Annotated in this window: 19 protein-coding genes and 3 tRNA genes; 8 read left to right on the top strand and 14 right to left on the bottom strand. The window is 40.2% G+C overall.

All coding sequences use genetic code 11. From position 1 onward, the window contains the following. The first annotated feature begins 37 nt into the window (after positions 1 to 37). On the top strand, positions 38 to 1,564 hold the full coding sequence (gene purH / locus D7322_RS03420; protein WP_121121344.1) for a bifunctional phosphoribosylaminoimidazolecarboxamide formyltransferase/IMP cyclohydrolase: 1,527 nt from the start codon (positions 38 to 40) through the stop codon (positions 1,562 to 1,564). Between the two features lie 48 nt (positions 1,565 to 1,612). On the opposite strand, the gene D7322_RS03415 is transcribed toward purH, so the two are convergent. Next, on the bottom strand, positions 1,613 to 1,984 hold the full coding sequence (locus D7322_RS03415) for a YkvA family protein (protein ID WP_121121342.1): 372 nt from the start codon (positions 1,982 to 1,984) through the stop codon (positions 1,613 to 1,615). Between the two features lie 457 nt (positions 1,985 to 2,441). Here D7322_RS03415 and D7322_RS03405 point away from each other — a divergent pair, with 457 nt between their 5' ends. Further along, entirely contained in the window at positions 2,442 to 3,152 is a 711-nt protein-coding gene (locus D7322_RS03405; protein WP_121121338.1) for a DUF4397 domain-containing protein, read from the top strand. A 118-nt stretch (positions 3,153 to 3,270) separates the two neighbouring features. Here the strand turns inward: D7322_RS03405 and D7322_RS03400 are convergent, their stop codons facing one another. Beyond that, on the bottom strand, positions 3,271 to 3,576 hold the full coding sequence (locus D7322_RS03400; RefSeq protein WP_121121336.1) for an FtsB family cell division protein: 306 nt from the start codon (positions 3,574 to 3,576) through the stop codon (positions 3,271 to 3,273). A gap of 279 nt (positions 3,577 to 3,855) precedes the next feature. Here D7322_RS03400 and lpxB point away from each other — a divergent pair, with 279 nt between their 5' ends. After that, complete coding sequence (gene lpxB / locus D7322_RS03395) at positions 3,856 to 4,971, top strand: lipid-A-disaccharide synthase (protein WP_121121334.1); 1,116 nt, start codon at positions 3,856 to 3,858, stop codon at positions 4,969 to 4,971. Positions 4,972 to 5,026: 55 nt separating this feature from the next. After that, positions 5,027 to 5,662, top strand: coding sequence for a hypothetical protein (locus tag D7322_RS03390; RefSeq protein WP_121121332.1), 636 nt, complete (start codon positions 5,027 to 5,029; stop codon positions 5,660 to 5,662). 86 nt (positions 5,663 to 5,748) lie between these two features. Here D7322_RS03390 and D7322_RS03385 read toward each other — a convergent pair whose 3' ends face one another. From D7322_RS03385 to D7322_RS03375, 3 genes are read right to left on the bottom strand one after another with little or no spacing between them, the layout of a single operon-like run. Beyond that, the gene (locus D7322_RS03385) at positions 5,749 to 6,828 is read right to left on the bottom strand and encodes a DUF3810 domain-containing protein (RefSeq protein WP_121121331.1); all 1,080 of its coding nucleotides are present in this window, start codon (positions 6,826 to 6,828) and stop codon (positions 5,749 to 5,751) included. A gap of 6 nt (positions 6,829 to 6,834) precedes the next feature. Then, a complete protein-coding gene (locus tag D7322_RS03380; RefSeq protein WP_121121329.1) occupies positions 6,835 to 7,893 on the bottom strand; it encodes a nucleoid-associated protein in 1,059 nt (352 codons plus the stop codon). Positions 7,894 to 7,902: 9 nt separating this feature from the next. Continuing rightward, positions 7,903 to 8,808 (bottom strand): histone deacetylase family protein, encoded by a 906-nt coding sequence (locus D7322_RS03375; protein WP_183078592.1) that lies wholly within the window; start codon positions 8,806 to 8,808, stop codon positions 7,903 to 7,905. A 194-nt stretch (positions 8,809 to 9,002) separates the two neighbouring features. Here D7322_RS03375 and D7322_RS03370 point away from each other — a divergent pair, with 194 nt between their 5' ends. The 3 genes from D7322_RS03370 to D7322_RS03360 are packed head-to-tail and all read left to right on the top strand — an operon-like array spanning position 9,003 to position 11,728. Then, complete coding sequence (locus D7322_RS03370) at positions 9,003 to 9,644, top strand: YceH family protein (RefSeq protein WP_121121327.1); 642 nt, start codon at positions 9,003 to 9,005, stop codon at positions 9,642 to 9,644. Positions 9,645 to 9,647: 3 nt separating this feature from the next. Continuing rightward, entirely contained in the window at positions 9,648 to 10,844 is a 1,197-nt protein-coding gene (locus D7322_RS03365) for an MFS transporter (protein ID WP_121121325.1), read from the top strand. Then, positions 10,841 to 11,728, top strand: a complete 888-nt coding sequence (locus tag D7322_RS03360; RefSeq protein WP_121121323.1) for a DUF72 domain-containing protein — start codon at positions 10,841 to 10,843, stop codon at positions 11,726 to 11,728. The genes D7322_RS03365 and D7322_RS03360 overlap by 4 nt, the downstream gene beginning before the upstream one ends. A 95-nt stretch (positions 11,729 to 11,823) precedes the next feature. Here the strand turns inward: D7322_RS03360 and eno are convergent, their stop codons facing one another. The 9 genes from eno to D7322_RS03315 all read right to left on the bottom strand — a co-directional run bounded on the left by eno (position 11,824) and on the right by D7322_RS03315 (position 17,762). Then, on the bottom strand, positions 11,824 to 13,119 hold the full coding sequence (eno, locus tag D7322_RS03355) for a phosphopyruvate hydratase (protein WP_077435516.1): 1,296 nt from the start codon (positions 13,117 to 13,119) through the stop codon (positions 11,824 to 11,826). 212 nt (positions 13,120 to 13,331) lie between these two features. Next, positions 13,332 to 14,432 (bottom strand): glutamine-hydrolyzing carbamoyl-phosphate synthase small subunit, encoded by a 1,101-nt coding sequence (gene carA / locus D7322_RS03350; RefSeq protein ID WP_121121321.1) that lies wholly within the window; start codon positions 14,430 to 14,432, stop codon positions 13,332 to 13,334. A gap of 229 nt (positions 14,433 to 14,661) precedes the next feature. Further along, positions 14,662 to 14,973 carry a DUF2752 domain-containing protein gene (locus tag D7322_RS03345; RefSeq protein WP_121121319.1) on the bottom strand — a complete coding sequence of 104 codons (312 nt, stop codon included), beginning with the start codon at positions 14,971 to 14,973 and terminating at the stop codon, positions 14,662 to 14,664. After that, the gene (locus D7322_RS03340) at positions 14,973 to 15,329 is read right to left on the bottom strand and encodes an NINE protein (RefSeq protein ID WP_121121317.1); all 357 of its coding nucleotides are present in this window, start codon (positions 15,327 to 15,329) and stop codon (positions 14,973 to 14,975) included. Before D7322_RS03340 ends, D7322_RS03345 begins: the two co-directional genes overlap by 1 nt. A gap of 327 nt (positions 15,330 to 15,656) precedes the next feature. After that, positions 15,657 to 16,655 (bottom strand): GTPase ObgE, encoded by a 999-nt coding sequence (gene obgE, locus D7322_RS03335; RefSeq protein ID WP_121121315.1) that lies wholly within the window; start codon positions 16,653 to 16,655, stop codon positions 15,657 to 15,659. 37 nt (positions 16,656 to 16,692) lie between these two features. Then, positions 16,693 to 17,262, bottom strand: coding sequence for an adenylate kinase (locus D7322_RS03330; protein WP_121121313.1), 570 nt, complete (start codon positions 17,260 to 17,262; stop codon positions 16,693 to 16,695). Positions 17,263 to 17,336: 74 nt separating this feature from the next. Further along, positions 17,337 to 17,410: transfer RNA gene (locus D7322_RS03325), tRNA-Arg, on the bottom strand. Positions 17,411 to 17,583: 173 nt separating this feature from the next. Further along, positions 17,584 to 17,657 (bottom strand) — tRNA-Arg (locus tag D7322_RS03320). Between the two features lie 31 nt (positions 17,658 to 17,688). Further along, positions 17,689 to 17,762 (bottom strand) — tRNA-Arg (locus D7322_RS03315). 186 nt (positions 17,763 to 17,948) lie between these two features. On the opposite strand from D7322_RS03315, the gene D7322_RS03310 reads away from it, so the two are divergent. After that, on the top strand, positions 17,949 to 18,776 hold the full coding sequence (locus D7322_RS03310; protein ID WP_121121311.1) for an alpha/beta fold hydrolase: 828 nt from the start codon (positions 17,949 to 17,951) through the stop codon (positions 18,774 to 18,776). Positions 18,777 to 18,840: the final 64 nt, after the last annotated feature.

Raw genomic sequence — 18,840 nt, 5'->3', positions numbered from 1 at the left:
AATTCTTATCTTTGCGCCACGAAACAAATCCATCATAATGAACCATCCTGTAAAGATTAAAAATGCTTTGGTTTCAGTCTATTATAAAGACGGCCTAGCTCCTTTAGTTGAATTATTAAACAAATACGGTGTTACATTCTATTCCACTGGAGGGACAGAAACATTTATCAAAGATTTAGGTATAGCTGTCGTTCCCGTTGAAGACTTGACAAGTTATCCCTCGATTTTAGGAGGCCGTGTTAAGACCTTGCACCCAAAAGTTTTCGGAGGAATCTTGGCGCGCCGTCCGCTTGAATCAGACCAACAGCAACTTGCTCAGTATGAAATACCGGAGATCGATTTAGTTATCGTGGATTTGTATCCATTTGAAGAAACTGTTGCTTCTGGAGCTTCCGAGCAAGATATCATCGAAAAAATCGATATCGGTGGAATCTCATTGATTCGTGCAGCAGCGAAAAATTTTAATGATGTTGTCATCATTTCTTCTAAAAATGATTATAAAGAACTTGAAGAAATTCTAGCGAACCAAGAAGGCAATACTTCTTTGGAACAACGAAAAGAATTTGCAAAACGTGCCTTCAACACATCATCTCATTATGACACCGCAATCTTCAATTATTTCAACCAAGAAAACCCAATTGAAGTATTTAAACAATCTGAGCAAAAAGCTCAGGTATTGCGATATGGTGAAAACCCGCATCAAAAAGGTGTTTTCTTTGGCGATTTGGATAATATGTTCGACAAATTAAATGGAAAAGAGCTTTCCTACAACAATCTTGTTGATGTGGATGCTGCTGTTGCTTTAATTGACGAGTTTAAGGAACCTACATTTGCCATCCTAAAACATACAAACGCTTGTGGTGTGGCCTCTCGCCCAACAATCAAGCAAGCATGGATCGATGCTTTGGCTTGTGATCCTGTTTCAGCCTTTGGCGGGGTTTTGATTACCAACGGTGAAGTAGATGGCGCAACAGCAACAGAGATCAATAACCTGTTCTTCGAGGTCTTAATCGCACCTGCTTATTCTGAAGAAGCAATTGCCATCCTTACGGCGAAGAAAAATAGAATTATCTTAGCCCGTAAAGATGTAAAATTACCTGCTCAACAATTCAAAACTTTATTGAATGGTGTCATTCTTCAAGATAAGGACAATACTATTGAAGGACCTGAACAAATGGTCACTGTAACAACAGTGAAACCTACTGCTCAGCAATTGGAAGATTTATATTTTGCCAATAAAATTGTAAAACATACAAAATCAAATACCATTGTTTTTGCCAAAAATGACACCTTGTTCGCATCAGGTGTTGGACAAACATCACGTGTTGATGCCTTAAAGCAAGCAATTGAAAAAGCAGCTTCATTTGGTTTTGACTTAAACGGCTGTGCAATGGCATCAGATGCTTTCTTCCCTTTCCCGGACTGTGTAGAGATCGCATCAAACGCAGGTATTGCTGCCGTATTGCAACCAGGTGGTTCTATCAAAGATCAGTTGTCCATTGATATGGCCAATGAAAAAGGCATTGCAATGGTCACTACTGGTGTAAGACATTTCAAGCATTAATAACGATCTAACCGTTTCATAAAAAAGCTACTTTTAAAAGTAGCTTTTTTATTTGTTAACCTGCCAGCCCAACCGCTCTATTTTATACCGTTCTATTTCTTCTGAAAGTTTTCGGATGGCATAGGCAACAATAGCAACATCATCCAACCAGCCACCTACAGCAATAAAATCCGGAATAGCATCTACTGGGGAAACTACATAAATAATCGTCCCGATAATAATGGATAGATTCCAGCTGTTCATTTTAAATTTACCTACAATTGCATCCTTGCACATCGCGATCAGTAATTTAAAATCGCCAACATAGCTTCCTAAATTTTTTGCCTTAGATTCCGCCTGAGACAACTCTGCTTCCGTAATTTTACGATGTCTAAAGCGCTCAAACATACCTGTTGCAATCTTTTTGATTCTACTGTTCATAACCCAAAATTATCAATATTTTTTATTTAACAAAGCCTGTGCCTTTTTTACAAGAAAAGAACTAAACGCGGGTCAAAGTCCTCTCAAGCACAAACAATGTTCGACAGCGCTTCGGGAATGGTTCACCTATTTTTCGCCATAGCTCCGACAACGAAACAAATAACAGCCCTGTAACAATCAGCGCCAAGTCAAATCAGTCCCGAAGAACCTCCGAAAGATTGCCAAAGAATTTCCGAATGTGTTAAACAGACTGCAAAGACAATATCCAACTTTTCCAGCCTTACTCTCTCCTCCTGGAGAAGAAAAGTATTGCCTGAGATCGCCATGCTATTAATAATAAACCACAATTTTATTATTTTTACAGCCAACTGTAGCAAAGTGTATGTCATCACCGTATAATAGACAACACAAGCGCAATGTGTTATATACAAAAAATAGATTTTAATATTACACGGTTATGAAAAACTATAGATTATTTAATTTTATTGCCATCGCAGTAGCGACATTGTTACTATCCAGTTGCCTGAAAGATAACGACGACCAACGAATTCCCGGTGCGCTCTTTACCATGGTTAATGGGTACACTGATGCTAATGCGGTTGTATATTATGCTGACGGGGGCTCATTACAAAGTCCATATTATCCTTTGGAATTTAAAAGCTATAGCCAAGTTGGCCTATTCACTGGAGCTAGAAAAATAGCCGTTTCAGCAGAATATAACAATGTCCTTGTTGATACAACAGTTACGATCAAAGACAGCACCATATACACCTCATTTGTTTATGGCAACAAAGAGAAGCCAGTCCAGGTGATTACAACGGACAAAATCAACAAAGAAATCAAAAACACGGAATCCGGTTTACGTTTCTTTAATCTTGCGGAGGGAACAGATCAGGTAACCCTGCAAATCGGCAGTGAGACCTCTCCAACAGAATGGACGAATCGGGCAAAAGAAACCCAAAATTCAGCGACTGCCCATCAAGGTTTTATCGCACAAAAAAGTGGCACCTATACTGTTATTGCTAAAGATAAAGCCGGGAAAACCATTGCAACCCGTAAGGATATCAAATTAGCTGAAAATTATTACTATTCTTTGATATTGATCGGTAAAGCCAATGACGAGAAAAAACCACTATACCTTGGTCTAGTAGCCCAAGCGGCAAATTAAAAATACCCCATTTCTATATACTGAAAAAAGACCATCGTATTTCTATGATGGTCTTTCTTTATTTTGTAAAAAGATGGATGACTAAACTTGGTTAATTTTCTCAACCAAAAAATAACTCTTATGGGTTTTCCTTGGGCGTAATTTTAGAGACGACATAGATATCTTCATTCTCCTTCTTCATTTTATACTTCTCCCGGGCGATACGCTGTACCTCCTGTGGATTGGACCGGATATCGTTAATCGTCTTTATAATGGCTGCGTTCTCTTTCAGGTAAAAGGAGCGTTCAGTTTCCAAATTAGCCTTTTGTTTTTGATAGCTATATTGCGTAGCAAAATCATTTCTATCGAAAAACAACATCCACACCAAAAAAGCCAAAGTGGCTAATAAATACTTATTTCTTATTAAAGACCATAATCGTTGCATAGGACAAAAATACTATTTAGCTTTCAGACTACCGATATTTTCTTCCGAAGTTAAACTTCGTTAATTAAAGATATGGAATAATGCCCTCAAATTCATCATATCTTTAGAATAATATTATCTTTAACAAGTCAAAACGACATGCTATTAAATAGCCCAAATGGAAGGCGAAATACAGATAAAAGATAGACTGTTTCCTCCGTATGAGCATTAAATAACAAACTGGGCGCAATGGATTCATTTTTACCGATGAAAACGGTGCCAATACATAATCACTTTTCTATGAAATACTATCTTATTGCTGGTGAAACATCAGGCGACCTACATGGTGCCAATCTGATCAAAGCGCTTAAAAATGAAGATCCCGACGCGACCTTCAACATTATAGGCGGAGATTTAATGCAGGAAGCGGCGGGAGAAAAAGCATTGATACATACCTCGGCAATGGCTTTTATGGGTTTTGTGGAAGTTTTGAAAAATCTGGGCAAGATATCCAAAAATTTGAAAGCCGTCAAAAGTGACCTTCTGGAGAAAAAGCCTGATACCGTCATCCTCATCGATTTCCCAGGCTTCAATCTAAAAATCGCTGAATTTGCAAAAAAACATGGGATCAAAACATGTTACTATATTTCACCAAAAGTATGGGCATGGAATCAGGGCCGCGTCAAAAAGATCAAAAAAATTGTTGATCACATGTTCTGTATTCTTCCTTTTGAAGTGGATTTCTATAAAAAATGGCGTATGCCGGTCGATTACGTAGGTAATCCCTTGTTAGATGCAATTTCAACCTACCCATTTAATCCGAGATTCAGGGAAGAAAATGGCTTTACGGACAAACCGCTTATTGCCTTATTACCGGGCAGCCGCGAGATGGAGATCATCAAACTTTTGCCCATTATGGCCGAACTCCCCTATTTTTTTCCTGTTCATCAGTTTGTCATTGCTGGTGCTCCAAATTTTAACGAAGCTTACTACAAACAATTTTTAAAGGGTATTGATATACCGGTTATTTTCAATCAAACTTATGATATTCTCAATAATGCGGAAGCTGCCGTAGTCACTAGTGGCACAGCAACCCTGGAAACAGGTATATTGAAAGTTCCGCAGGTTGTGGTTTACAAAGCTAATCCGATATCTGTCTGGATAGCGAAGCTTGTGGTAAAAGTAAAGTTCATCTCCCTGGTCAATCTGATCAATAATTTTCTGTCCGTACGCGAACTTATCCAGGATGATTGTACAGCCTATGATATCTCTTATGAAGTTGGCGAACTCATAAACAACAAAGCGCATCGGGCTAGCGTGATGGAAAATTACGAGATCTTGGCCGAGAAACTTGGTTCACCCGGCGCCTCCGAGAAAACAGCTAAATTAATTGTAAAATATCTCGGTAAAAATTAAACTCTTTTGGCTTTCAATTGTCAAACTATTAATTAGTTATACATAATTAAAGCGTATGAAATCGAAACTTATTTTGGGCTTTCTTTTTTGCTTCGCATTGACCTTTATTGGTAAAGCGCAGGAAACACAGCATTTCTCCAAACTTGAAATTGGAAAAAAAGCCAAGAAAAATATTGACAGCAAAGATTCCACCGCAGTTATCCATATTGATACATTGGTCATGAAAGATAATTCCACTCTCTCTTTTTACGGAAAGAAAAATGTCAAAATCACCATTGGTTATGCGGAGATCGGAAACAAAGCAACTTTCTATGGGACCGATGGTAAGAATAACGGCGCTAATTTTGATATTCATGTCAATTTTCAAAAATTGGGTTCACTGTATATTATTGCCAAAGGCGATGATGCATTTAATGGAACCAAAACATTCCCCAATGGTAATGGAGGCAAAGTGAAAGTCACCTTGGCAACAGGAAGTATAAAACCACAGGCAACAGATAAAAAGTCGCCAAATTATATCTATGCCGATGTGGTAGCGGGGGGTAGGGCTGTCAATGCAAACACAGACTTGAGAAACATTTATGACCGGATCAAAACGGCACCTACTGGTCTCAGAGGATTGCCACAGGGACAAATTTATTCCGGTAGTGCAGGCACGGAAGGTTCCTTTGAACTGATTTCGACTCAATAGGACAGGCGAAAGGGACTATATAAAAACAGCATCAACCTTAAGATTGATGCTGTTTTTTTTATAACTATTCATTTTTTTGGTAAACTTCAATGACAACCTCTCTTTTTTAGTTCATAGGCTAACACCAACCTTGTCATGCGATCATATCTTGCAATTCCCTCTTTTTGATTGTTATGTGTCAGGTATTGATTGTAAAACAAACCCATCAGGTCGTTAATCCAGCCCGTATAATCACTCCAAAATAGGCGCTCCGCTGCCACATCCGCCAACACCAGCTTACTCAGTCTTGTTTGATATTCCTTCGAAAGATCTGGATACATGCCCCGTAATTCTCCGAGCATATAAAGGCTTGTCTGCAAATAGGCTGAATAACGATAAAAAGACTGTGGATGATGCTGCAGTCGAACAAAAGCAATAAAATTTGCTTCATCTTCAAAACCTACCCCCTGTTGGTGGGCGAGCTCATGTACATAAGTAAACGGAAAAGATAAGGCTGGCATGGCATAGTTGACCTGTGCTTCGTGTGTAAACGGATTGAAATAACCTGAAACACCAAAATATGAAACAACCACACTATTTAAGGGAGATTTGGCGTTGATCTGACTACTTGACAAAAAAGAAGAAAATGTGGTATCTTTTTTCACCCAGGTCGCCAGATCTTCCCGCATATGATCTTTTCTTTGGCCCCACTGTGCTGGATCTACCTGTTCCCGCAAAGCATTTGTACTATCCAGGTATTCATCAAGTACCATCAGATAATCCGCGAGCCTCAGGCTGTCAACTTGCAGTTTTGCATTCACACTGATTGGCTTCCGATAATAATTCAACCCCCAGGAGATATAAAAGAAAATATAGAGCCCAAGAAATAGATTTACGATAAATAAAAAGGCACGGCAAGTATCCGACCATTTTTTACACCATAGCTTGCGTATAAGTTTAACCAGCCAATAGAGCAGAACAATAACCGTGAAGGCATAAAAAATATCCCCTATGCTAAAGGGAATATAGCCAAAAATAAACTTTGGGATATGACCATAAAACCGATAAAATCCCCGTGCATAAAATTCCTCGATCCATAAACTACGGCTTTCGATCAACGATAAAACGCATAGCAGACTGATGAATGATCCAAAAATAAAAACAGCTATTTTATCACGCTTCATCATGGGGTATTAGCTTTCGTTTTCGAAATAGACCTTATAATAGTTCATCCCTTTATCTTCATCAAATCCTTTTTCAAGGTATTCCCGTTTTCCGTGCACATAAATATGAAAGTTCTTATCTAATTTGAGCACCGATTTGTAAGAAGATTCCATCTTTTTAACCGCCTTGTCCGCTATTTCAAAACTCGACTGGAAGGGTGAATCGAACTCATCTTCAAAACCAGCTTTATAATCCTGAAACAGGGCTATCGCCTGGGGATTTCCCAATACTTCCTCTTCAAATTCCTCCTGAACAAAAGTCTCCTTTTCCTTAAAGTAGTTCATTGATTTATTCATCAGATCAATCTTATCGGCCTTCTCCAGTTCAAACGTTTCATCGAGTTTCTCCTGAACAAAATTCTTATAGACTTTTAGGTAGTTACCTGTCTGATTAAAATTGTCATTACGCACACGCAATTTCAGGAATTCGTCCTTCCAATATACCGCTTCCTGCTGTCTGTTGGTTTGATCCAATACAAGAACTTTATAACCTTCCTCTTCCTCAACATTGATGATAATGCATCCTTTGTCCAACTTATTGATGTTGATTGCCTCCTGCTCATATTCCAAGGTAAAAGCCCCTTGTTCGGGATATACCTTTAGGTAAGTCTCTTTGTTTTCCGATTTAAATATACCAATAGCATTGTGTTCCTCGCCTTCAATCTGTACATTTTTTAACGCTACCACATACACCTCCCCTGCTTTAATCTTGGGGTGGTTGGACACCTCATACAGGTGTTTCGAAATCTGCTGCGAAAAATCGTGAAAGGGTAACTGCTCTTTAAAGTACTGGCGAACAAAATAGAACACCTCGTTCAGATCCAGTTCTTCATTGGGATGATAAAGACGATATACTTCGTTCACTTTAGCAAAGGGACTCATAAAATACTGCATCAAAAGTCCGGGCAATACTTCATCGCCTTCAAGGGACACTGGTTCGTCTGACAGGATATAAGATTCGTCTTGTGCTTTGTTTCCCACACGGTGTATGGATAGTGCTTCAAAAGTTGCGTCTTGATGAAAAAACATATTCTTATTTTATAAATGATATAAATCTATTGCTATTTTAAATGTTTGGCAATGTGCATTGACAATATCTTTGATCTGGGGCGAATATCCCCCGCCCATACTTACCTGAACAGGGATATGCAACTGATGACATAAGCCCAGTACGAGTTCATCCCTTCGTGCACAGGTCGCTGGACTTAAATTCAATTTTCCTAGTTTATCGGTCCCCAGTATATCTACACCTGCCTGATAAAAAACAAAATCAGGCCGGATACGCTCAAATAAATCCCCCAGATGCTCATTCAGGATCTCCAAATATTCTCTATCTGTTATATTTTCAGCGAGTCCGATATCCAAGTGAGAAGGCTGCTTGATAAAGGGATAGTTCTTCTCGCCATGCATTGAAAAGGTAAACACCTGTTGATGCCCCTCAAAGATATGCGCTGTCCCATTCCCCTGATGCACATCCAGATCAATAATAAGGATTCGATTTGCCCGCTTATATTTTAGTAGATAACCTGCGGCGGTGGCTTGATCGTTCATCAGGCAAAAGCCTTCACCAAAATCATAGCCAGCATGGTGGGTTCCACCTGCAATGGTAAAAGCCACCCCATATTTCAAGGCATATCCTGCAGCCTGAACTGTTCCGTCCAGAATATAGCGTTCGCGGTCTACCAAACGCTTACTTAAGGGGAATCCAATCCTGCGCACCATTTTTGGGTCCAGGCTCAAATCAAACAGTTTTGCCACATAGGCTGGATCATGTACCAGACAACAAGTCTCAAAACTTGCCAGCTCAGGTCTGAAAAAATTAGTTTCATTGACCAATCCTTCATGCTTTAACTGCAGCGGGATCAACTCGTACTTTAACATCGGAAAACGATGTCCTTCTTTGACCGGATGGATAAATTCGGGATGAAAAGCTATCTTAAGCACTTTAAATCTTATTTTATTGATGCGAAGATAAGAAAAACTAAAGCAATCCCATTTTCTCCAACAATATCAATCGGATATTTTGGAGTTCTATGGGAAAAAGGGCATCTTTGGATAAGAACAAATCTTCAAGTTGATGTCGGGCGCCGTTTGACATTTAACTTATATTCGATTATAATAGATACATTAAAAATAAAATGGAAACGACTAATTTGCCTCAATTGTCTGCAATGGAACAGCGTGTCCTAGGCTCCTTGATTGAAAAATCAAAGGTGACCCCTGAATATTATCCCATGACGATCAACAGCTTACAGGCTGCTTGCAATCAAAAAACTTCTCGCAAGCCTGTCGTGCAATATAGCGAAGAAGACATCGTCAATACACTGGACATCCTGAAAAAGAGAGGATTGATTTCAACCGTTATCGGTGGTGGGTCCAGGGTAACCAAGTATAAACACAACTTTGCCATACAATTTCCGCTAGTACCATCCGAACTGGCTATTATTTGCCTATTGCTGCTCCGCGGACCACTAACTGCAGGTGAAATTAATTCAAGTGCCGGCAGGCTCTACGAATTCGAATCATTGCGTGAAATTACTGAACAATTGGAAAAGCTGTCGCAAGAAGGCTACCTAAAATCACTGCCAAAACAAGCTGGTCATAAAGAGGTACGGTATATTCACCTACTTGGCGAGGTAAATGTGGAAGCTTTTGAACATGCCAGCAGCTCACATACCGCTGTCGCAGATCAGGCGCTTTTGGAACGTATAGGACAACTCGAACAGGAAGTCGCTGCCTTAAAGCAAAAATTTCAGGATTTGTGGGACGAATTACATTAACTGATGACCCCAAGTACTGACTCCAAAACAGCATTATCCCAGGCCACCTTATGGCTGATGACAATCGCCACTGGCCTGGTTGTTGCCAATAACTATTACAATCAGCCCTTATTGGGACTGATTGCAAAGGATCTGGGTGTTGGTGAAGCTACCGTAAGTAATTCGGCCATGCTGACACAAATCGGCTATGCCTGCGGCCTATTGCTGATTGTCCCGTTGGGGGATATGTTCAAAAGAAAGAAAATGATCTTGATTGATTTTATTTTTATTATTCTTTCTTTGGCCGGAATGGCCCTCTCCCATTCCATTGTTTCTATCCTAATCTTCAGCTTTTTGATCGGTTTCACATCGGTAATACCACAAGTTTTTGTACCTATGGCAGCAGAGCTTGCCTCCAAAGAGAAACAGGGAGCTGCGATCGGCATGGTGATGTCCGGACTGTTGATCGGCATTTTATTATCGCGTGTGGTCAGTGGCTTTGTCGGTTCTTACTTTGGGTGGCGCGAAATGTACTGGATCGCTACGGTGGTCATGGTAGTCACGGCATTGGCTATCGCCATAAAGCTACCTGAGGTAGCTCCGAACTTTAGGGGTACCTATAAAGAATTGATGGTTTCCGTATGGAACTTCGCCAGAAATCAACCGGTACTACAACTGGCGGCATTTCGCGGTGCCATGGGATTTGGCGCATTTTCAGCCTTCTTTACGACTTTGGTTTTCCACATCGAAGGTCCCCCTTTTTTTGACGGACCGGCTACTGCTGGAGCATTTGGCCTCGTCGGCGCCTGTGGCGCTCTTGCTGCAGCTTTTGTCAATCGGGCGACCGTATTCATAGGTACCGCTAAAATTATCCTATATGCCATCTTATTAATGGTATTTAGCTGGCTGCTCTTTGCGTTATTCGGAAATTACTATTGGGGGTTAATCATTGGGGTTATTCTTATTGATCTTGGACTGCAATCCATGCATATCCTAAACCAGAGTGATTTTTACGCCCTGAATCTCGGCGCCAACAACCGCCTTAACACTGTATATATGGTCAGCTATTTTATTGGCGGTTCAACAGGCACCTTTTTTGCAGCACAGGCATGGCAACATTTCCAATGGCCCGGTGTAATAACCGTCGGAACCCTGTATACGCTATCGGCTTTGCTAGCACATGTATTATTTGATCACAAATTAAGAAAAAAACCAATATGAAATTTGGCCAAGTAGATCATCCCGAAGAGGTAGATTTCACCCTACCACCTACTCCAAAAGAGACCTTAACCCTTTTGCAGCATTTCAAAAACGACGAACCATTTGAAGTGTATGTTGGCTGCGCAAAATGGAACAAACAAGATTTAAAGGGCTTTTATCCAAAGGGGACAAAAGACGAACTTGTCTACTATGCAAATCAGTTTAACAGTATCGAACTGAACGCGACATTTTACAACTCACCCAGCCGAGAACAGGTGGAAACCTGGAAACAGAAAACACCTGCAGACTTTAAGTTCTTCCCAAAAGTCCCACAGTCCATCAGTCATTTCAGCCGATTGCTGAATGCGACGGATAAGGTAAAACTATTTACGGATGCCGTTGTCCAATTTGACGAAAAGTTAGGCATGGTATTTCTGCAGATGCATGACAACTACAATCCAAAAGACATGGCCCGCTTAAAACTATTCTTACATGACTGGCCGAAGGATGTCCCATTAGCATTGGAAGTCCGAAATAAAGACTGGTTTTCTAAACCTGAAGTAACAAAAGAACTCTATACGTTATTGGAGGAGACCGGAGTGACCAATGTATTGGTCGATACGGCCGGCAGAAGAGATATGTTGCATATGCGCCTGACTACGCCTGTCGCCTTTATCCGTTATGTCGGTGCTAACCATGCTTCGGATTATGCGCGTCTGGACAAGTGGATAGAAATAATAAAATGCTGGCGGGATAATGGATTGCAGAAACTGTATTTCTTTATCCATCAGAATGTTGAAATTGAGTCACCCCTGCTGGCCACCCACTTTATTAAGAAAATGAACGAAACATTTGATTTGAATCTTAAGTATCCAAATAAAGCAACTGGTAATACCTTATTTTAACGGGTATCCTCCTTCTTTCTAGAATAAAACTATTCCAAAAAAATAAGGCCTAATCTACAGATTAGGCCTTATTTGATTAGCAGGATAGGGTAAACCTATTTTTTTGCATATTTAAAGTTTTTGCCGATGAAGCGAGCATTACCACCCAATTCTTCTTCGATACGCAACAACTGATTGTATTTAGCCATACGGTCAGAACGAGAAGCTGAACCAGTTTTGATTTGACCACAGTTCAACGCAACTGCCAAGTCGGCAATCGTTGCATCCTCAGTTTCACCTGAGCGGTGAGACATTACTGAAGTGTAACCAGAATTCTGCGCTAAAGTCACCGCGTTGATCGTTTCAGTCAATGAACCGATTTGGTTTACTTTGACCAAAATAGAGTTTGCAGTATGGGTATCGATACCTTGTTGAAGACGTTTTGTATTTGTTACAAAAAGATCATCACCTACCAATTGAACGTGATCGCCAATTTTGTCAGTCAATGTTTTCCAACCAGCCCAGTCATCTTCAGCCATACCATCTTCGATAGAGATAATTGGGTATTTCGCTGTTAATTCCGCTAAATAGCTTGCTTGTTCTTCGCTAGAGCGTACCGCACCTTTATCACCTTCAAATTTAGCATAGTCATATTTACCATCTTTGTAGAATTCAGAAGAAGCACAATCCAATGCCAAACAGATGTCTTGACCTGGTTTGTAACCTGCGATTTCAATCGCTTTCAATACGGTTTCGATTGCATCTTCTGTTCCCTCAAATGTTGGTGCAAATCCACCTTCATCTCCTACTGCTGTAGAAAGACCTCTATCGTGTAAGATTTTCTTTAATGTATGGAATACTTCTGTGCCCCAACGCAATGCTTCAGAAAAAGAAGGAGCACCTACTGGCATAATCATGAACTCCTGGAATGCGATAGGCGCATCGGAGTGAGATCCGCCATTGATGATGTTCATCATTGGAATAGGCAACGTATTCGCATTAACACCGCCAATATAACGGTACAAAGGTTGACGTGACTCCTGTGCAGCTGCTTTTGCTACCGCCAAAGAAACACCAAGGATAGCGTTTGCACCTAAATTACCTTTGTTTTCACTACCGTCTAAATCAATCATGATTTTATCGATGGCATTTTGCTCGAAAACATCTACGCCTTCCAAAGCTTTCGCTATTTTGGTATTTACATTTTCAACAGCTTTCAAAACACCTTTACCCAAGTATTTTGACTTGTCGCCATCACGCAATTCTACTGCTTCGTGAACACCTGTTGAAGCACCTGAAGGAACAGCTGCACGACCAACAAAACCATTTTGTGTAGTAACATCTACTTCAATTGTAGGGTTACCGCGCGAATCCAAAATTTGACGCGCATGAACATCGATAATTAAACTCATCTCTTTATTAGACTATAATTTATTTTCATTACTTAGTGTAAATAAGACACACTCTTATCTACAGACATTTTTCACAACCAAATATAACAAAAAATGTATTTAATCCGTCATTAATTGTGAATAAAATATGACCAATCTGAATAATTGGTGCCACAATATAGCATAAAAAACCCTCCGCGATAGGGAGGGTTTTTATGCTATACTATATTTGCTTAGTTTTTGATCATTGCAACGAAATCATCAAACAGGTAACGTGAATCGTGTGGACCTGGGGATGATTCAGGGTGATATTGAACCGAGAACGCTTTTTGCCCTTTGATGCGAATACCTTCTATAGATTGGTCGTTCAAATTAACGTGCGTGATCTCAACATTTTCCGAATTTTCAATGTCTTCAGCGACAACACCAAAACCATGGTTTTGCGAAGTAATTTCGCAACGGTTGGCGATAATATTTTTGACCGGGTGATTGATACCACGGTGTCCGTTATGCAATTTGCTTGTGCGGATACCATTAGCTAAGGCTAAAATCTGATGACCTAAACAGATCCCAAACATTGGCTTGTTTGCATTCAAAATAGATTTTACGGTTTCAATAGCATAATCCATCGGTGCAGGATCACCGGGACCATTTGAAATAAAGTAACCGTCAGGATTCCATTTTTCCATTTCCTCAAATGTTGTCTTAGCTGGGAAAACTTTTGTATAAACGTCACGTGCCTCAAAATTGCGCAGGATATTTTTCTTGATACCCAAATCCAATACTGCAACACGTAAAGATGCATTTTCATTTCCAAAGAAATAAGGTTCAGTAGTCGTTACCTTCGAAGACAGCTCAAGACCATCCATCGAAGGAACTTTTGCCAACTGGCTCTTTAATTCTTCAACGTCTAGCGTTTCCGAAGAAATGATTGCATTCATGGCGCCTTTATCACGGATATGTCTTACCAATGAACGTGTATCCACATCGGAAATACCCACCAAATTTCCTTCTTCAAAATAGCTTTGAATAGACTCATCAGCCATTTTACGGCTATAGTTGATGTTGTAGTTTTTACAAACCAAGCCCGCAATCTGAATTTGATTTGATTCGGTATCATCCTCATCAATACCATAGTTACCAATATGTGCATTGGTTGTTACCATGATTTGTCCAAAATAAGATGGATCTGTAAAAATCTCTTGATAACCGGTTGTTCCTGTATTAAAACAGATTTCACCAGTAGTCGTACCAATTTTACCAGCGGCTTTACCGTGATAAACTGTACCATCTTCTAAAACTAAAATTGCAGGCAATTTGCTGTAGTTGGTCATTATCGATGTAATATTATAAAATGTGTATCTCTTCTGTTCTGAATCCTAAAGCCGTCCCTATTGGATATAAAAAAAGCCCTCAAATGGGCTAAAATATGAATTAACAATGCATTACCACGATTGACAAACCGTTTCCTAAGGCACCTACCAATAAAGACTCTACTTTAATTTTCACGGGAGACAAAGTTACGACATATCAGTTAAAAGTGAAAAACATTTTTCAATTATTTTATCTGAGATCTGTTTGTACATTTTTAAATCGCCAAAAGTCTTTTAAAATCAACGATATGAATGCAGGAACGAGTACAAAAATCATCGGATTTGCAGACCAGGCGTAGGCCCATTGCATTCGCAACAGTGCTATAAATGCGGTTGTCAGTCCGCAACCGGGACATTCATATCCGGTAATTGCCCTCCAGAGACAAGGAATGAGGATATGAATATCCGACAGCATGTACAATGCGATAGCGGTGCCAAAATACCCTATGACAATGGTGTAAATCCAATGCAATCGCAGGTATTTCAGCACAAGCCAAGCCATTAATTATTGTTTACCGGACTTTTAATGTAATTACCATCCGCATCTTTATATTTACCGACAATAATCATAATCAAATCGATCAGATACCAGATTCCGCATCCTCCCAAAGTAAGCAACTGAATCACTGCGGTACCTATTTGCCCTAAGTAGAACCGATGTGCACCAAATGGCCCAAGGAAAAAGCAAAACAACAGCGCCGGCAGCCATCTGTCATCCTGAAACGTGTTATTCTGTTGCTGAAAGGGTTGGTTGGCATAAAATATAGGTTGTCTTACGCCACAATAGGGACAAACCTCGGCCTTAATATTGATCAACTTGCCGCATTCTACGCAATACTTTTCGTCTTCTGCTTTCATTTTAGATTAATTTGTCAATGAAATTAATAAAAATCTCTGAAAAAACGCACTTTTTGTCGCGATATAACCATTCGTACTGAAACCATTTTACAGCTTCGTGAACCTAACCTGAGCAAGAATAACCGATATTTCCATCTTCCTAAAAAATAGGACGTGGATCCCATCGTGAGTACAACGACCGTCACTGGGCATTTTATTTCCTTCAGAAACGTCTGATTGTTTTAAACCAGATAGCGATCCTACGACCAAAAACGGGAGCAATAAAAAAGCGATTTCAAAAAAAAACGCTTCATTTATGAAGCGTTTTTTTTAACTATTTCTTTACGATCAGGAATTGATTGCTTTCCAGATCATATCTTTCAATGGCAAAATATTTTTACCGGCAACAGACGAAATGAAAATATGGGGAAGCCCTTCAGGGAGTTCCCTTTCCATTTCACTTTCAAGCTCATCATCAAGCATATCCGATTTTGTGATTGCCAACAACTTGGGTTTATCCGCCAATTCGGGATTATAAGCTGTCAGCTCATTCAGCAAAATACCATACTCCTCGGCTATTGTCCGATCGGTATCAGCTGGCACCATAAATAATAACACTGAATTCCGCTCAATATGTCTTAAGAAACGATAGCCGAGTCCTTTGCCTTCCGAAGCCCCCTCGATGATCCCCGGAATATCTGCCATCACAAACGAGCGGTTATCGCGGTAACTCACCATACCGAGATTGGGTACCAAAGTGGTAAATGGGTAATTGGCAATTTCAGGTTTTGCAGCCGAAACGACAGACAATAAGGTTGATTTGCCAGCATTCGGAAAACCTACCAAACCGACATCTGCCAGTACTTTTAGTTCGAGAATCATCCATTGCTCTTTGCCCGGCATTCCGGGTTGTGCAAATCGGGGTGTTTGTTGTGTAGGCGACTTAAAATGCCAGTTGCCTAAACCACCTTTTCCCCCTGGGACCAAGATCTTCGTCTCCCCATCTTCGGTAATGTCAAACAACACCTCTCCGGTCTCCGCATCCTTGGCAATGGTACCCAATGGTACTTCCAATACTTCATCCCGACCGGTAGCGCCTGTTCGCAAAGAACTGCCACCGGACTCCCCATTAGAAGCAATGATGTGTTTGCGGTACTTCAGATGGAGCAATGTCCAAATATTCGTCGTTCCTTTTAGTATGATATGTCCTCCTCGGCCACCGTCACCACCATCCGGCCCTCCTGTAGCGGTATGCTTGTCACGATGCAAATGAGCCGAACCTGCCCCACCATGTCCCGAACGACAACACACTTTCACATAATCAACAAAATTCGATCCTTGCGCCATTACAATGTATTACAGTCTAAAAAAGTATTTATTTCAATTAATAATTATCGATAATATCCGTTAGGCTTTTGAAGATTGTATCAATCTCTCCAATACCATCCACTTTGGATAATTTACCTTGCGCTTCATAATATGGCAACACATGAACAGTTTTTGTAAAATACTCATCGATGCGTTTCACCAATTTATCAGCATCATCATCCGAACGGCCAGAAATCTCTTTACGTTTTGCAATGCGCGCTTTCAATTCTTCTTCGTTTACATCCAGTGCGATTACAACTGATATTGAAGTATTGATACCTTCCAAAAAAGCATCCAATGCCTCTGCTTGAGCAACAGTACGTGGGAATCCGTCAAAGATAAATCCTTTTGCATCAGGATTTTTTTTCACTTCTTCTTCCAGCATTGCTATCGTAATCGAATCTGGCACTAAATTTCCCTCAGCAATAATCTGGCTTACTTGTTGACCAAGTGGCGTTTGACCTTTAATATGTGCTCTAAAAATATCACCAGTTGAAATATGAATCAATTGATATTTTTCAATAAGCTTTGCAGATTGAGTTCCCTTACCTGCACCCGGAGGGCCAAATATTACAAGGTTTAGCATAGTTTTATTTAAGAAATTAAAACGAGTTAAAAAATAAAAGCCTAATCACAGATGATGACTAGGCTTTTCAGTCGTGCGCTCCAAGGGAGTCGAACCCCTAACCTTCTGATCCGTAGTCAGATGCTCTATCCAATTGAGCTAGGAGCGCAGTAAACCATTACGTTTAGAACTCTGTCCCATTTGTTTTGGTGACGCAAATATAGTCAGAATTCATTTTTTTACAAACTTTTTTTTCAAAAAGAAGTTTCCATACCCCCAACTATCAATACGCACAGTAACTTCTTTGTAGTAAAAAAGCCAACCCGAAAGGTTGGCTTTTTGTGCACTCCAAGGGAGTCGAACCCCTAACCTTCTGATCCGTAGTCAGACGCTCTATCCAATTGAGCTAGGAATGCCTCTTTTTTAGTATACAGAACCTGTATATAGTGCGCGCCAAGGGAGTCGAACCCCTAACCTTCTGATCCGTAGTCAGATGCTCTATCCAATTGAGCTAGGAGCGCTAGGCAACCAAAACAAATCTGTATTCTTTTTCGTTTTGGTGATGCAAATATCGACATATTTATGGATTTAACAAACATTTTCTCGCTTTTTTTAACTTTATGAAACAACATTTCGTTTATCTCGTTGATAATATTATATTTAAAATATCAACTTTTTTTTTCTGACACTGACAAATGTTATTATTCATGAGCAAAAGAGAATTAAAACTCAGCAAAGTCCGCATTGGAGACATCAGCATCTCGTATTATATCCGCCCCAGCAAATCATACCCTGCCCCTAAAACAGTTCTATTTATCCATGGCTTCCCTTTCAACAAGAACACCTGGAAACAGCAATTGCTGGATCTTGACGAAGAATACACCGGAATTGCCATCGATGTCAGGGGGCACGGCCTCAGCACAAATGGACATGGTTTCTTTTCGGTTGATGTGTTTGCCAAAGATCTTGTTGAATTTATTCGCAAACTCGACCTCAACTATGTTGTGCTCTGCGGTATCTCCATGGGGGGCTATATTGCCCTGCGCACCTATGAGCTGATCGGCCAGCAATTAGCCGGATTGATTTTATGTGACACCAACTCCCTTGCGGACGACAATAAGGCCAAACAAAAAAGATTTGATTCCATACAGGCATTACTTAAATATGGGCGGAGACCATTTGCGATCGGTTTTACGGAAAATGTATTTTACGAAAAAACTATTCGGGGGAATCCGGAGGCTGTCGAACTTATCAAAAGTTGCATTCGTAGAAATGAACTTGCCAGTATCTGTGCAACTCAACTCGCACTTGCTTCCCGTACAGATACAACACATTCCCTGAAAACAATTATTATCCCGACCCTAGTGGTCAAAGGTAAACATGATAAATTGATGAGTGAGGAGCAGACAAATATTCTTATTGAAAACATTCCCGATGTTAGATTCGTGGAATTTGAAGAATCAGGACATTTACCAAATCTCGAAGAGCCCGAAAAATTCAACAGGGTGTTGAACGATTTTTTAGCCATCATTTAACATACATTCGGACCAATAGAATATATCCAAGTCAAGCGCACACTGCCTTGGCCCATAAAAAAAG

The organism is Sphingobacterium puteale, assembly GCF_003627955.1.
Taxonomy (GTDB): domain Bacteria; phylum Bacteroidota; class Bacteroidia; order Sphingobacteriales; family Sphingobacteriaceae; genus Sphingobacterium; species Sphingobacterium puteale.
The sequence above is the reverse complement of the archived record's forward strand: the minus strand, read 5'-3'. Positions and strand labels throughout refer to the sequence as shown.